Source organism: Akkermansia sp. AE01SA01, assembly GCF_036417395.1.
Lineage (GTDB): Bacteria > Verrucomicrobiota > Verrucomicrobiia > Verrucomicrobiales > Akkermansiaceae > Akkermansia.
Genome location: NZ_CP143890.1, coordinates 1,335,668 through 1,350,295, shown reverse-complemented (window position 1 = coordinate 1,350,295; position 14,628 = coordinate 1,335,668). Strand labels below are relative to the sequence as shown.

General features: G+C 48.1%; 19 protein-coding genes. 14 read left to right on the top strand and 5 right to left on the bottom strand.

The features are described from left to right. Positions 1-524: 524 nt before the first annotated feature. From V3C19_RS05485 to V3C19_RS05430, 12 genes are all read left to right on the top strand, one after another. The gene (locus V3C19_RS05485) at positions 525-1,283 is read left to right on the top strand and encodes a serine protease (RefSeq protein ID WP_302389120.1); all 759 of its coding nucleotides are present in this window, start codon (positions 525-527) and stop codon (positions 1,281-1,283) included. Positions 1,284-2,480: 1,197 nt separating this feature from the next. Next, positions 2,481-2,696 carry a hypothetical protein gene (locus tag V3C19_RS05480; RefSeq protein ID WP_302389122.1) on the top strand — a complete coding sequence of 72 codons (216 nt, stop codon included), beginning with the start codon at positions 2,481-2,483 and terminating at the stop codon, positions 2,694-2,696. A gap of 175 nt (positions 2,697-2,871) precedes the next feature. Then, on the top strand, positions 2,872-3,204 hold the full coding sequence (locus tag V3C19_RS05475) for a hypothetical protein (protein WP_302389124.1): 333 nt from the start codon (positions 2,872-2,874) through the stop codon (positions 3,202-3,204). Beyond that, positions 3,201-3,497 (top strand): hypothetical protein, encoded by a 297-nt coding sequence (locus V3C19_RS05470; protein ID WP_302389126.1) that lies wholly within the window; start codon positions 3,201-3,203, stop codon positions 3,495-3,497. The genes V3C19_RS05475 and V3C19_RS05470 overlap by 4 nt, the downstream gene beginning before the upstream one ends. Before the next feature lie 47 nt (positions 3,498-3,544). Next, positions 3,545-4,357: a hypothetical protein gene (locus tag V3C19_RS05465; protein WP_302389129.1), complete on the top strand. Its 813-nt coding sequence runs from the start codon at positions 3,545-3,547 to the stop codon at positions 4,355-4,357. 305 nt (positions 4,358-4,662) lie between these two features. After that, positions 4,663-4,971 carry a hypothetical protein gene (locus tag V3C19_RS05460; protein ID WP_330937172.1) on the top strand — a complete coding sequence of 103 codons (309 nt, stop codon included), beginning with the start codon at positions 4,663-4,665 and terminating at the stop codon, positions 4,969-4,971. Beyond that, the gene (locus V3C19_RS05455) at positions 4,887-5,726 is read left to right on the top strand and encodes a hypothetical protein (protein ID WP_302389133.1); all 840 of its coding nucleotides are present in this window, start codon (positions 4,887-4,889) and stop codon (positions 5,724-5,726) included. The genes V3C19_RS05460 and V3C19_RS05455 overlap by 85 nt, the downstream gene beginning before the upstream one ends. Then, on the top strand, positions 5,723-6,118 hold the full coding sequence (locus V3C19_RS05450) for a hypothetical protein (protein WP_302389135.1): 396 nt from the start codon (positions 5,723-5,725) through the stop codon (positions 6,116-6,118). The genes V3C19_RS05455 and V3C19_RS05450 overlap by 4 nt, the downstream gene beginning before the upstream one ends. Continuing rightward, positions 6,115-6,564 (top strand): hypothetical protein, encoded by a 450-nt coding sequence (locus tag V3C19_RS05445; protein WP_302389138.1) that lies wholly within the window; start codon positions 6,115-6,117, stop codon positions 6,562-6,564. The genes V3C19_RS05450 and V3C19_RS05445 overlap by 4 nt, the downstream gene beginning before the upstream one ends. 496 nt (positions 6,565-7,060) lie before the next feature. Then, on the top strand, positions 7,061-7,780 hold the full coding sequence (locus V3C19_RS05440) for a hypothetical protein (RefSeq protein WP_302389142.1): 720 nt from the start codon (positions 7,061-7,063) through the stop codon (positions 7,778-7,780). Continuing rightward, the gene (locus V3C19_RS05435; protein WP_302389144.1) at positions 7,777-8,292 is read left to right on the top strand and encodes a hypothetical protein; all 516 of its coding nucleotides are present in this window, start codon (positions 7,777-7,779) and stop codon (positions 8,290-8,292) included. The genes V3C19_RS05440 and V3C19_RS05435 overlap by 4 nt, the downstream gene beginning before the upstream one ends. After that, positions 8,285-8,506 carry a hypothetical protein gene (locus tag V3C19_RS05430; protein ID WP_302389146.1) on the top strand — a complete coding sequence of 74 codons (222 nt, stop codon included), beginning with the start codon at positions 8,285-8,287 and terminating at the stop codon, positions 8,504-8,506. Before V3C19_RS05435 ends, V3C19_RS05430 begins: the two co-directional genes overlap by 8 nt. Positions 8,507-8,514: 8 nt before the next feature. Here the strand turns inward: V3C19_RS05430 and V3C19_RS05425 are convergent, their stop codons facing one another. Then, the gene (locus tag V3C19_RS05425; RefSeq protein WP_302389148.1) at positions 8,515-9,867 is read right to left on the bottom strand and encodes a P-loop NTPase fold protein; all 1,353 of its coding nucleotides are present in this window, start codon (positions 9,865-9,867) and stop codon (positions 8,515-8,517) included. Positions 9,868-9,915: 48 nt separating this feature from the next. Between V3C19_RS05425 and V3C19_RS05420 the strand changes: the two genes are divergently transcribed. Continuing rightward, entirely contained in the window at positions 9,916-10,242 is a 327-nt protein-coding gene (locus V3C19_RS05420; protein ID WP_302389151.1) for a hypothetical protein, read from the top strand. A gap of 415 nt (positions 10,243-10,657) precedes the next feature. Here the strand turns inward: V3C19_RS05420 and V3C19_RS05415 are convergent, their stop codons facing one another. The 4 genes from V3C19_RS05415 to V3C19_RS05400 are packed head-to-tail and all read right to left on the bottom strand — an operon-like array spanning position 10,658 to position 13,663. Further along, a complete protein-coding gene (locus V3C19_RS05415) occupies positions 10,658-11,539 on the bottom strand; it encodes a hypothetical protein (protein WP_302389153.1) in 882 nt (293 codons plus the stop codon). Then, on the bottom strand, positions 11,532-11,813 hold the full coding sequence (locus V3C19_RS05410) for a hypothetical protein (protein WP_130082604.1): 282 nt from the start codon (positions 11,811-11,813) through the stop codon (positions 11,532-11,534). Before V3C19_RS05410 ends, V3C19_RS05415 begins: the two co-directional genes overlap by 8 nt. Beyond that, positions 11,810-13,447, bottom strand: a complete 1,638-nt coding sequence (locus V3C19_RS05405) for a portal protein (RefSeq protein ID WP_302389156.1) — start codon at positions 13,445-13,447, stop codon at positions 11,810-11,812. The genes V3C19_RS05410 and V3C19_RS05405 overlap by 4 nt, the downstream gene beginning before the upstream one ends. Before the next feature lie 9 nt (positions 13,448-13,456). Further along, positions 13,457-13,663 (bottom strand): hypothetical protein, encoded by a 207-nt coding sequence (locus V3C19_RS05400; protein WP_130082602.1) that lies wholly within the window; start codon positions 13,661-13,663, stop codon positions 13,457-13,459. 322 nt (positions 13,664-13,985) lie between these two features. Here V3C19_RS05400 and V3C19_RS05395 point away from each other — a divergent pair, with 322 nt between their 5' ends. Continuing rightward, entirely contained in the window at positions 13,986-14,606 is a 621-nt protein-coding gene (locus V3C19_RS05395; protein WP_130082601.1) for a hypothetical protein, read from the top strand. The last annotated feature ends 22 nt before the right edge of the window (positions 14,607-14,628 follow it).

Genomic DNA, 14,628 nt, shown 5'->3' with positions numbered 1-14,628 from the left:
GCCAAATGCGTCCGCCTGAAAAAACCGCGTAATGCCTGCAACAAACTATCCATGCCCACCCTGTAACACAAACCGCCAAGAAAAAAATAGAGGCCAATTAGCACCCCTCTCCCGGAAATGAGGAAAAAAATAAAGAGAGAGAGCATCAAAAACCGGACAACCAACGCCCCTCCAACCACATTACAAACGTCTAAAAACTCTCCTATTCTAACCCATAAATGGATAAATCCTGATATCGGAGCATGCGGGAAATCATAACTTCATGACGCCCAGACAACCGCAAAAACACACACTGCGGAAATCAGTCGGAAACCCGTCAGAAACCCACTGGAAAACCGCACAAAAACCACAACCGCCATTCACCTCTTCCGGGCCCTGCTTGCCGCTCGCAAAGCCCCCTCCGGCGGCTTCACTCCCGCCAACCTGAAATTGACAAAATCTGTGTGTCATACTATTATTTTATTCCCTACCATCGTTTATTATATTCGATTTCTCTACTAACCATAAATATTACAAACAGAACGATGAAAGATACTCTGGCAAGCCAGTTATTGAAACTAACTGTACTCATAAAAACTACCACATCGTCACAAGTAAATTCTTACGGAACCGGATTCTTAGTAAGAAAAGACGGATTCATCTTTTTAGTAACAAATAAACATGTCATTGAAGGATCTGAAAAAACATACATAAAATTTTTTGGACAAACAGATTTTGTCCTCATATCAGGACAATTTGTACCAAGTGACGACTATGATATTTCTATCTATTTTTTAAACAAAGTACCTGATACAGTAAAATGTATTTCAGAAGAATTCATACCTTCAGAAAAAGATATTGAAGAACTGGATGCTATTGAAGACATTATATTTATTGGATACCCTACTGGATTATATGATCAATACAACCACTCTCCTATTGTAAGAAAAGGAATTACGGCCACTCCTTTATCTTTGGATTATGAAAACAAATCATTATTCCTGATAGATGCTTCCATATTTCCGGGAAGTAGTGGAAGTCCTGTTTTTCGAATATGCAGCAATAATATAACGATCACCTCAAGAGGTATGCAAAAAATAGTAACACACTTTCTTTTACTCGGAATAATTGCAGAAGGATATATACAGGGCCAAAAGAAAGAAATTTGTTTATCACCGAATATACCAGCACCCCCTGTTATCCATCGTCAGATGATTGATTTAGGAGAAGTTATAAAAACAAAAGAAATCATAAAACTCATAGAGAATTATATAAATTTTCATACAACAGTTGAAACCCGTTAAAGGACCATGCAACGAGCAATCATCACAATCACAGTCTTAATCATCATTCCGCCCTTGCATACCTCGTTGGAGGACGCAACGGTTTAATCTGCCTTACAGTGGCTTTCTGTTCTCCCTCATGCACTATGGGAAAAAATGGTGGGATAAAAAATGCCAACAACGCATGGAGAAAAAGGTTAGACAACAACTTGCTCAAGCACCTGTACTCACCACATTCCTTACTATTCCCGGCATGAAAAATCCCTTATAGAAATACTTCGAGTAAAAAAGAGAAATTTGAAAAAGCAATCTCTAATCTATATGGAAGAAGTTCTAAAAAATTCCTTGTCCTTCATCATTGTATTCGTCTTTCCGACTTTAATTGGACTCATCGTAATTACTCATAAACACAAACAACCCTTCCCAAGAAAAGCTCTCTGTCCGCTCATATGCACAGCAGGAATAGCCCTAATGTACATGATGCTGTGTATAACAAACGTCATTCAGCCTGACCATATATCTAAACCTCTCTTCATCATCTCCTTAATCATATCTGGAGCCATCTTCTTCATCCCTTGGATGATTGGCTCGTATTATTTACTGCCCGGCATCCTCAACATCATCGGACATATTATTCAAGGCATAGAAGAATTTTGGAAACAAATCACACATCCTAAATACTAGACAATGAACAACCTTCTAAACATTTCCCTTTCCTCCATCGTACTGTTTTGCATCTTGTTATTTTCCGCATATGTGCTTTGGAAAGGACTGGAATCATGCATTTCTGCCTTCCAGGACGGCTCCAAATACCCAAAATACATTGCAACAGCCTTTATAATCTTTGGCCTCTTTCTAATGTGGATAAATCCGGTCTTTACAGTTTTGCTTTTGTTAATTGTAATAACAACCATCACTACTCTGACAAAAATCTACCGTCTCAAAACAGCAAAGCTCAAACATAAAAACTCCAAAAAAACAATCTAATAACCTCCACACAACTCATAACTCCTTCTTGCCAACATAGAAAAATCAAAAATCTAACAAATAAATATTGCCATACAGCGCAACAAATGCTAAATCCAATTCATACCAACAAATCAAAAATATACCTATAAACTACCTCTCTACTGCTACTCTGTAACAAAATAAAAAACGGATGATCAATATTTCTGTTGACGGTGTTAACACCTATGATAGCATGATCGCATGCCAAACATGCCAGACCCAGACAAACATTTGGTCGGAATACGCATGCCCCGAACACTCTACAAGCGTCTTCAAAAACTTGCTAAACAACGGAAAATTACACTAAAAGACCTCATTTTAGAAATTCTCAACAGAGAAACAATCAACACCATACTCACCCCTGAAGATTATGAGCAAATTGCAAAAGAAACCCGGCAAGCCTCAGAACGATACAAAAACCGTTAGTATTCGCATGCCACGGGAATTACATCATAAAATACTAAACACCAGTAAAAAACAAAACAGAACAATTTCAGGACAATGCGTTTTTTTTCTAAAACAGGTGTTAACACCTTTAAAGGAAGAATCATGAAATTCTTCTCCGGCTCTATATTTTTTTTGCAAATAGGTGTTAACACCCATGACTACGGAAGAACTCAACGCCCTGGCAGACCTTGTCACAGAAAAACTCTGGGACAAATTCGCCGTCATTGGTGCCGCCAGTATCTTCCGGGCTATGCAATCCCAGCCGGAAACAACCCATCCGGCCCCGTCCGTGGAATTGGATGACTACATCTCCACAGAACAAATCACGGCGGAATTCCGCTGCTCCAAGCAATGGCTCTACAACCAGCGCAAACGCCACCCCCAATGCTCGCGCCTTGTCAAAAACAACCCTCACGACCAGCGCGGAAAACGCTTCTGGAGCCGGTCATACATCAAAAAAATCATCCATGAATCCACCGACCCATGAACCCCAACCTGAAAATTGACCTGGAGTGCAAATACAGCCGGCATCTCCTCAGCTTATCGCAGGAACAGCTTCAGGAAAGGCTTATCAACACTTTGGACCAGCTCACGCACTACGCCTCCCTTGCCGAATCGGAAGTGCATCAGGAAGACCCGGTATTCGGAAACCTCCTGTACGCCCATCTTATCAACGTCGGAATCGCGGAACAAACGGACGGAAGCGTACACCTCACCCAGCGCGGAAAAGACCTTCTCTTCATCCTTGCCTGTTATCTGGACGCCACAATCACGGAATAACCATACTTCTATCTTAAATCCTTCAATATCAATATTGTCCCTTATCCGTGAACTACTCTCCCGTACAGCATCGTTACACCCAGAGCCGGGAATTCAAATCCGCCCGCCAGTCCCAGCGCGGCATCTGGATCACACTCATGCAATACTGCACCAGCCAGGAAAACAGCGGAATCATCAAAGACTTTGCCGCGTGGAAACCTTCGGAAATCCGTAAAACCCTCAACGTTGACCCTGTTACCCTTAAACAAAAATCTCCACTCTGGCACATGGTAGGCCCGGACCTCCACATTTACGGCTACCCGCATGACAAGCAAGCCATCCTCAATAAAAAACGTCAAACCCTTGCCAGCAACGCCGGAATCCAGACCGTCCCCCGCCCAAACAGCTATTCCCCCCCGGTGCCGGAAAAAAAACCGGAAAACCAAACTCCGCCGCTCGCCTTCTGGGCCTTCCTTCGGAACACCTGCGTTATGGACGCGTGGGAAAACAAGCCTCTCAACCCCAGAGAACACGCCGCCGCCATGCAAGCCTATGAGCAAACACTCACCTGCACGGAAGCTGACTGGCAATTACTGCGCGCATGCTACCGGGGATATTACAAAAACGGCCAGACTCAGGACCACCACAACAACAAATACTACTGCCCAGCCTCACGCTTGAAATTTTACGAAGACATCATCGACGTCATCTCAAAAGCCCAGCTATGGGCCAAAGACAACAAATGGAAACCAAAAATCCAGCCGTCCGCCGCCTCTCCACCCCCTCAAAAAAACATTTCCGTTCCTCCGCCGCCAGACCGTCCGATCACGGTCGAAGAAATGCGTACCTACTTCCAAGAATTACTCAACCCTAATCATTAACCATCAAACAATCATGCGCTACTATATAAATCCGTTAAAACTCAGGCTCGCCCGCACATGGATATACAACGACGGCGAACAAGGTTGCTGCCGTGTTGCCGTTAAATTCGGCCTCTTCCGCCGGACATGGGGAACCTCCGGCCTCATGTCGCCCGGTGAAGCTGACCGGGAACTCTCAGCCATGCAACACGCCCTCTACCAAGGAGGATATTGGCCGCTATGGTTCTATCTGCTCTGTTGCGGAGCCTATGTCTTCACGGCAATACAACTCCTTTACAGTATAACCCGTTAAAAATCAGCTTGAAATGAACATCATCCAGGCATTTGTCAACATCATGCGGAACATAAACTACTACCGCCCCAACCTTCAAAACTCCTACAAGGAAACCTCCATCCTAGCGGCCATTGCCATCGGAAAAACCACCCCTATCGACATAGAAACCGCCACCAACATCCCCCGCGATCAAATCCGCAAAATAGCAAAACAGCTCACCCAAGAAAACCTCATCATCCTCACCATAGCCGCCGAATGGCCCTACCGGACCAACTACGCCCTCACCCCAAAAGGGGAAGAAGCCACAACCAAACTCCTCAACTACAAAAACAAACCATAACAACCGCCATGTCCATGACATCCATCAAAGAACGTCCCATCCTATTCAGCGCAGACATGATCTGTGCGCTGATTCGGGAATATCAAAATCCCGGCATGTGTAAGAACCAGACCCGGCGCACGCGCAATCTGGAACGTTTTAACAATTTTCCGAAAGTCCTGACGGAAAAAGGCTGGAAGATTCAGGATTTCATCGAAGAAGAACCCGGCTTGTGGCTGGCTATTTCCAACGACGAGAGCGGGGAGTTCCCGGATATTTTTGATCCGTGGGTGAAGTGTCCTTATGGGAAGGTAGGTGACCGCCTGTGGGTACGGGAGACATTTTGTTATAAGCCCAATATGGATGACCAGTACTGGTATCGGGCATCATCCCCTGATGTACGGGCCATTGGTCATGATGGATATGGATTGTACCGAAAGGATGGGAGTGAGAGGTCTCCGTGGATTTCCAGTGTTCGCATGCCCCGGAAAGCTTCCCGGATTTTGCTGGAAGTTACGGAAGTTAAAATTGAACGACTCTTGGAGATTACGCCGCATGAAGCGCAAATGGAAGGCATTGAATGCGTCTGGCACGATGAAGAAACCGACGCCTGTTTGTGGAAAAATTACACGGGTGAATCCACAGGGTTTGCTTTTGCCCGGGTATCTTTCATTTCTTTATGGAATAAAATAAAGGGAGCGGGTGCCGCCGCGCAGAATCCGTGGGTGTGGGTGATTAAGTTCAAGGTTTTAACGATTAACGGAGAAGTCAAATGAAAATATCTAAATGCCCCTTCTGCGGAAAGGAACCGGAAACTCGATTCTATAGCAAGGAAAAAAGCCATCCTAAACTCTGGATCTCCGGCTGTCCCGAATGTGATTTATTCTCAGGCCCCACAGCGGCCAGTCAAAAAATCTCACAAGAAGACTGGAACAATCTTATCGCCAAATTTCCCCCTATCATGCGGGTGCAGGCAGGAGATAAAATTTTATACAATTCATGCGATGATGACTATTTAGCAAAAGTTAATGATATGTGTAGAGATAAAAACAATGACGTATATCTTAAAGTGGTAATTCTGGATAGTGGTGATGAAGACGATGTAGAGGCACATCAGATTATCAGATGGCCGTGGGAACTCGAACAAAAGGGAGAACAGGAGCAATGAATACTAAACAAATATCTAAAAAGAAAAAAGCCGTCAAAAAGAAGAACCTGACCGTTATGGAGAAAGTCCCCCGGAAAAGTTACATATTGCGCAAGCGGAGAGTTCTGGCCCGGTTATGGGCGCGCGTGAATGAGATTGAAGGGAGCGTGCCGAAGTCTCTGGAAAAAGCCGTGGAAATATCCCGGCAGTCCCGGAGGTGGAGAAAGAGGCTGGCTCCGTTTACCAAGCTGAAGGCAACGGCGTTTCCGACTCACGCCCTGATTGTGGATTGCTGGGGGAAAGAGGTTCTGTTCGGGGCGGGAACCCGGAAGAAGATGGAGGCATTTATAGATGGCTCCGAGTCAATCCGAGTCGCCGGGTACAAGATGGTTTGCCTGAGTGATTTGATAGATGGAAAACAGCAGGTGGATACGATGAAGTTCGTGCAAGGAAGGGAGGAAGCATGAATGATAGATGCTATAATTGCACCAATTGGAGCATATTTGACGGGATTTGCTGGTGTCCAGTAAGCCCCCGCAATTTGCAGGAGGTGGACGGAGATACACCAGCCTGCGAAGGATTTGAACCAGAACATGAAGACGAAAATGAAGAAGACGCCTGAACAGAAAGCTTTTTGCGAGTACGGAGAAGCCCGTGGACTCCTCAAGGCACGGATTGCCAAATGCCGACGTGATGCACGCTATGTTTTCGGAAGAAATTATCAGTGCCTTTATTCAGCAGAAAAGAAAAATCTTTGGATTACAAGTGACCTCAAATCCTACATTAAGGATTACCGCCAGAAGCAGGCCGCGTGCAGGGCGTGGGTGCCCTTTGAGAAAAGAGTATGCTGGAATTGTTGTTATTGCAAAGAATCAGCAGATTTCCAGCTTTGCAAGAGTTGCATAATTTTCAATAGCTTTGCAAGTGTCTGTAATTGGGAGCCGAGAAAGGAGAGCCAGAACAATGACTGAGCGGGAAAAGGCTTTTGAGAAAGCAAGAAAGATTTACGCCCTTGTTCAAGAGGGGGTGGATGGAGAGAAGGAGTCCGCAAGGGTGGCTTTTGAACGCATTTGCCGGGCACACGGTTTCGGCGAGGATGATTTCAATGATGAAATTATCGGCGAATTTAAAATGAAGTACAAAAACCAGATGGAAATGCGTCTGGTTGCCCAGATTGCGGCTGTGTGCCGAGGTTCTTACGGCTCCTACGAATACAAACCTTATTTCAAAACAGTATATTTAAAGGTTTCCCGGAAGGATTATGTCAGGGCGATGATTATGTATGATATGCTGTTGCCCTATTTCCGAAAGGAGTTCAAGAAGGGCAATGACAAGTATAAGGAAAATTTGAAGTATTGGGCTGATGCTGAGGTGATCGGCGAACATGGCGCGAGATTTTGCATTTTGAGGCGCAAACGAATCAAGGCCGAACAGGCCCGGTTCCGAAAGAAGTTCGTCTCCGCATTTATTCTGGTCCATGATTTATATCCCAAGAAGGAGAATGGGGAGGATGCGGATGATGAGGATTGGGATAATGAGCAAGGCCAAAAGCTGATTGGCAAGCCCGGAGGCGAAAAGAAAGAGGCTCCTCAGAGAGTTGATATGGAGAAGATAATGATTTCCATGGGAATTACCAAGATGGAAGTGAGGGATAGAGTCACCAATGGAGAATTACCAGAATGAATACCGAGTATATGATACATCAGAAGAAGCATGATCCCTGCCGCCGCTACCGCAAAGGAGACATCGTGCGCGCCCGGTTATACGGGCGCGGGTTCCTGTGGGCTAAGGATGGTCAGATTTTCCGCGTGGCGGAAGATGAAAAAGACGGAGATCCTGCTGTGGTCATGGAGACATGCAGTGTTCATACGGGAAAGCCTGTCCACCTTTCCTACGCTGAAATCGAACTGGTCAAGCCCATCGAGGAGAACAGGCCGTTTGAACTGCACGTGGCAGACGCGGTATATAGGATGGTTAACGATCACAAGGTGATGGAGCGGCCGTTTGTAAATGCTTACGGATACCCTGATGATCAGCATCTGGTTATCCAGATGAGGTACGTGCCAAAAAACGGTTTTCAGCGACGGCTGGCAGACACGCTGGATAGCTGGCAGTCATACAGCCTGAACAAGAACGACATGGAAGTGAAGTGGCGTGAAACGGATGGAAGGGAGGGTTTTTTAAGCAATGATTAAAGATAAATATAATATCTGGGAGGAGTTAAGCGGGTATGTGTATGTTGTTAGAAGAGAAGATAATGCACCTGTTGAGGTTGAATTTTTCACTCGGTTGAATGCAAGGCTGTATCCAGATCACAAGCAGATAATCGGCGAGATATGTGATTTGTTGAATAAGGAGGCCGGGAAAGGAGAGCAAGAAGGAGGCGGGAGAGAGGAAGGGGCGAAATAAAAAAAACTTTAAACTCTAACAAGACTTAAGTTCATAACATAATCAACAAAAATTCTCTGTATTTCTTTAAAACTACGAGCGTAAGTATTATCAAATATATACTCTTTATTTATAACAAACCCTCTATTTCCAACACCTTCTTTTTGATTAACTGTAGCATCCAAGGATTCCAGAATATAAAAAACTCTATATAACTTTTCTTTCTCATTTAAACCATTCAATACATTTAATGAATTAAAAATCAAATCCACATCAATATTATTACCAATGATTTTTTTAATAACATTTCTATTAAAACAACACAAATATATAGCAATAACGGATAAAATTTGATCAACTTCACATTCTGAATATTGCCAATCATACAATGAGATACTTTCTAAAACCTTTGCATATCGAGCAAAATGTTCTACATCTCTTAAAGAATGTGAATTAGTTGTTAAGATATACTCAATAAAATCAAAAGCGAGATTCCCAAATATATTTGGCATCTTTCCTTGCTTCCTCAATTCAAACAAATAGCGGCGGGACACAGACATCTTATCATAATAATAAGGTAACGATACAACAATTTTTATAAATTTATCCATATATCTAGATATATCTGATCCATTCCCATAAACATGAGAAATGGCTGCTCCTAATTGTCTCATATTTGCGACTAATAAAAAACTCACATTGGGAACCTCAAACACATGTTTAATCTTCTCCAATAAGGTAATGGAAAAATCCGGACGGCAACGATCCAACTCGTCAACAACAATAATCAGCCTCTCATCCTTGGCAAGTTCAGCAAGAATACTCTTCAACGCTTCAATATTGCTGTTAGATTCTTCATACTGCTGTAAGGAAGCATTCACTATAGCATCCACCCCCTCTTCCGCAGACTTCTTAATAGCATCCGATACCTCTTCTCCAATGCTATCTGCGTTCTGCTTCAAAAGCACACCAATGGCGGCTTTTGCTCCAATCTTGAGGCAACTCTTTGCTACAGCTATACTGGCACTTTTCCACTTTTGATAACGCTCCGACGTATCACCATTCCCTTCTTTATTCTTTATAAAACGAGCAATATTGCCAAGCAACATCAGCAACGGATCATCCCCATGATCTTCCGCAAACGCATCAATGTACAGACATTGACACCGTGAAATACTCTTATTCGTCCCACCTTCTTTGTTCTGATCAGCCCTGATCAAATTAATCAATTTATGACAAAACTCCGTTTTCCCAACTCCCCAATCTCCATCAAGCACCATTGGAGAAAACTGATCATCCATTAGCAACTTCACAATCTGCTCTGCAATTCTCCTCCTCTCAAACTCATCCCTATACTCAAACGTCAACTCATCATTGCTCATATCCTCAAAAAACTAAAATTCTTTCTAAAGTCAATAAAAACAAATAAAATGAATGACTACGACGCCAGAACAGAAACCCTCCTCTACTACACTGAATACTGCCAAATAGCAGGTCTTTCCATTGCTCCAGAAAAACTGCTCTACGACGATATACAAAAAGCCATGACTCCTAATGGCGTCTGCATCTGGACACCAAACCTAGTCTTCTTTGCATGGGAAACAGACAACAAAATACTTTGGATAGAGCATGCTATAGGCTACCTTTCAGACCTCCGACCATTAGCAGAATCCTACGGTCCCGAATGGACAGTCAGCTATAAGCACCGCAACAAAATCCGCACTCAAAATATGCATCGTTTACTAGAAATACTGTAATGGATTTTATGTAAATTATTGTGTAAATATATAATAACTCATTTAATATAAAATGCAATAATATTCTACCGCGTACCACTTCCCCTTAAAATCCTGTCCCTTCCCGGACGGGATTTTTTATGGCGCCGTTTCCGGGAACAGAGCGCACGCAGGGAATGGGCAACAAAACTTAAATGACGTGTTCCGATACGATAAGAAGAACGCTTTTCCACACCGTAATTTTTGATGCTCAAAAATCTTTTTTCAACTTTTTTTGAACATAAGCCCCCTCTCAGGACGCTAATGGTAGGAAGGAAAAAGAAGGCCCCAGCCCTTGAAACCTTCCCCTGATGAAAAACTGACATTAAGCCCGGCGGAAGTTCCCCTTCCGCCGGGCTTGTTTTATCCGGCTCCGGCGTTCCACGGGCCGGGGCCGTTACCGGGAAGTCAGGCGGTCATACAATTCATTGGCGTACTTGTGATTGGGATGGTTCACGCTCATGTATGCCTCATAGAGAGGATGGGAGGGGTCCGACTCCATCCGCATGGCTTCTTCAGCCGGGGAGGGAGCGGCTGATCCCTCCTGATGGAGGGGCGCCTCATCCAGCAGGCGGGAGACCTGATACAGCAGGCGGATGACGTCCGGATTGGAACCCAGGGCCGGGTTGTCCAGAAGGGCATCCGCATCCACACCCGTTTCCGAGGCCAGGCGCTGAAGGGCCGCCGTGGCCCTGCCCATGTTGCGCTCGTAGCTGCCGCCCCATTCGTTCTGCAGGGACTGTTCAGCCTGGGTTTCCTGTTCCATCTGCTGTTCCTGCACCTTTTCCCTGGCCTCCTGGTAGGCCTGCGCCATCGTGTCCTGCAGGGCGTTCATGGCTTCCGGAGGAACACCGTAGCGATAGGCGGCGCGGGCCATGCGTTCCGCCAGTTCAGGGTTCCATTCCTCTTCCGGCATGGTTTCCGGACGTTCCAGACGGTAGTCTTCTTCGGAGTCAGGCAGGCCGGCCATTTGGCGGAAACGCGCCATTTGTTCTTCATTATCCACCCCGGGATAACGCCGCAGGCGTTCCAATTCCGTGTAGCTCCGGGCCAGGGCTTCCGGAGTCTTGAATTTGGCCAGGGATTTTTCCGTGCCTTTCAATTCCTCAAACCGGGAATACCATTCCGGAACAAAGGAACCGTCTTCTCCCAGCAGGCCGGACGAAGTGGGGGTAGCAGAAATGGAGTCGGCAGAGGATTCCGCCTCAAGGGGCGCGGCTGAGGAAAAATCCGCATCCCCGGCGGGTGCGGCGGCATTGGTGTCTATGGAATCAATCATTTTTATTTTCTGTTGTGGATTCTTTAAGGGCTAGCTGGAGCTGGCGGCGGATGTACAGGAATACCTCCCTGTACGCATCGCGCCTCATGGCGTCCAGGGGGTCGTAATTCCCCGGACTGCCTTGAAAAACGGGTAAATCAGTCTGGAAGCGGGCTTCCAGAAAGGAGAGGGCGTCGCGGCCGTCCGGCGTGTCAAACACGCGGAGGAGCTGCCGCCTTTTAAGCCGGGCCTCCTTCAGGGAGGCCTCCTGCTGCAAGATGGTATCCTGGTTCATTCCTGAATGGCTGTTAATTGGCTGAGCAACGGATCAAGGGAGGCGTAAGGGTCTTCCCCCCCGGCAGGTTCCTGCTCTCCGGACTGCTGCAACGCCTGGCGCTGGCGCCGCGCGGCCTGAACGTCCGCCCAGGGTTTCAGCATGCTTTCCGGCGCACCTTCCACCCGTGCGGACAGGCGGAAGCAGGCATCCCAGTCCACATGGTCCGCCAGCTCCGGAGCCGCCTGCATCATCATGTTCAAGCGCTGCAGGCTGCGGTCCATGCCTTCGTTCTGCAAACGCCGCAGCACCAGGGCTATTTTGGACTGGTATACCACCCTGGGTTCCCCCACCCGGACGGTGCCGTCCCGCCCCTCCCTTAGAACAGCGCGGGGCGGCCTAGGGAATTTGCCCATGCGGAACAGGAGGGAAAAGATGCGCGCCATGGTGGAATACAGGTCGCTCACGAACAGGGTGAAAGACGGGGAAAACATGAGCACGCGCTCGTTTTCCCGGGCCATCACTTCCGTGGCTGTCATGTTGCCGTGATGGCCGCCCCACAGTTCCAGCATGGGCAGATAGTAGGCCCGCTTGATGGCCTCCTGCTTCTGGGCCAGGCGGTCCATCCCTATGTCGTACCTGCCCTGCGTGGCCCATTCCCGCGGCAGATGGAGGGAGGCGGCCTCCGGCGTAATCACCGTTCTGCCGCCGGCCCTCAGGTCCACCTCCCCGATCTGACTGGCCAGTTCCAGAATGCGGGGGAAGGCGGCTACCTCTCCCAGCGTGTCCAGAATGCGGTTCAGGAACTGCGCCTGCTGGATGGCGGGAAAAACCAGCCTGCCGGGAGCCAGCCCGTACGGGCCGTTTCCCCATTTCAGGAACCGGGTGACCAGGTACGGAAATTCCATGTATCCCCCTTCCTCCACGATCACCTGGTCGTCCAGAGACAGGTAAACACTTTCAAATGGCATGTGGGACGCCTGCACCCTGCGACGGCTGCGCCGGGTGCGCGGACGCACCACGTGAAGAAACCTCAGGGAAGTGGAATACGGATTGCCGCCGCGTTCCAGCACTTCCCGCGCCCGAGGGCCGAGAGCCTTGAGCCCGAACATGCTGCGTGCCTGATGGGCCGTGAACGTGAATTCCCTGACGTAGGTGTCCACCCTGCCCTCCGCATTCTCCGCGCAGGCGAATTGCCCGCAGGGGATGTTCGTAAACAGCAGCCGTCCGTCCACGGACGTTCCGGTAAAGAGGCTGCCCGTTCCCAGAGCCACGCGGTCCAGGAAGCATTCGTGAATCTCCGTGTAGAAATTGGATACGGAGAGTTCCTTCAAGGCGACTTCCGAGCACTGGTTGTACCACGCCTCCGCCTCGTCCCCTCCCTGGTCATCCGGAGCGGACCACTTGAACCACACGTCATGGCTGGGGGTGATGTAGGACATATGGCCGCTGGCGAGCTTCTGGCAGGCCTCCACGGCGGTCGTGTCCGTCATGCGGTCCATGGCGTCCCGGCTGGGGAGGGAAACCTCCCCCTCCCGGTTCAGGCGCCTGGGCAGTACATAGTCCCGGAGCCGGTCCCACCAGGTCTCCCAGGGCGCGCGCTGGGCGGCCAGAGCCTTATACACGGAAGTCAGTTCCGCAATTCGTTCTTCCATGATAGTTGGCTATCCCAGTGTTTTTCTCAACAGGGTTTTCGGATTGACATCTTCCTGCCCTCCGGCGGCTCCGCGCCGCGCCAGAATGGTGGAAATCATTCCCTGCCTCTGGCGTTCCCTAGCCTGATAATCTTCTCCCACTTCCGCACCTACGCTCTCCGCCTTGACCGGGATGGTCTGAACGGGAGCGGGAGTGGAAGGCGTGGATGGTTTCATGAATCCCATAATATCTTCTTTTTCTGTATTTTGTTATTTACCGTTCCGGTCATGACAGGACGGTCTGGGCCGACTGCGGGACATTCCGTCCGGCAGGCCGTAAAACGACTTGCCCTTAAAAACACCCCGTTCCCCGCATCCGGAAGGAACGCTATGCCGCCTGCCGAACGGTCCCGGCCAGCGCACGTCCCTATCCAATAATGGAATTCATATAAAATGCATCCGGAGAAGCCCGGAACGCATACCTGCCACCGATGGCACAAAAGAGGCGCCAGCCAAACATGATGCACCAGAAAAAAATTTCCGCCAATCATGGGGTGCTATGACAAATGAATCCATTCTTCAACCGGACACACCGTCCGCACTGGATATATGCAATGCCGCACTATCCAAAATCGGGGAGGCTCCTCTGGACGCCCTGATTGCCAATGAATCTACAGCGTCCCGCCTTTGCGTTCTACACTACCATCCGGCCCGCAGGGAGACCCTCTGCATGGCCCGGTGGACATTCGCCACCGTGCAAATCACGCTGGACTCCGTTTCCGCACAGGCGCCCAATTCCCTGACGCCCTATCAATTCACCCTGCCGAAAGACTGCCTGCGCATCCTGGATGTGGAATGCACGGAATGGAAAATGCAGGGCCGCCGCATTCTCGCCTCCCGGGCACCGCTGCGGATGAGCTACATCGCGGACATTGAAGACGCAGAACAATTCGATCCCCTCTTCATGGATGCCCTGGCGACGCGACTGGCGGAAAAACTGGCCATGCCCATGACGGGGAACCAGAACCTGCGCCAGAACCTTCATCAGGAATTCCACAAGATCATCCTTCCGCAGGCCGCCACGGTCAACGCCGTCCAATCCTTCTCCAATGACTCTCACCCTCTGTTGGACCTCTTGAGAAAAATGAGGGCCCCCCACAATCCGGAAGATTGTGAATAACTTGAAAATAACAAGTGAATAA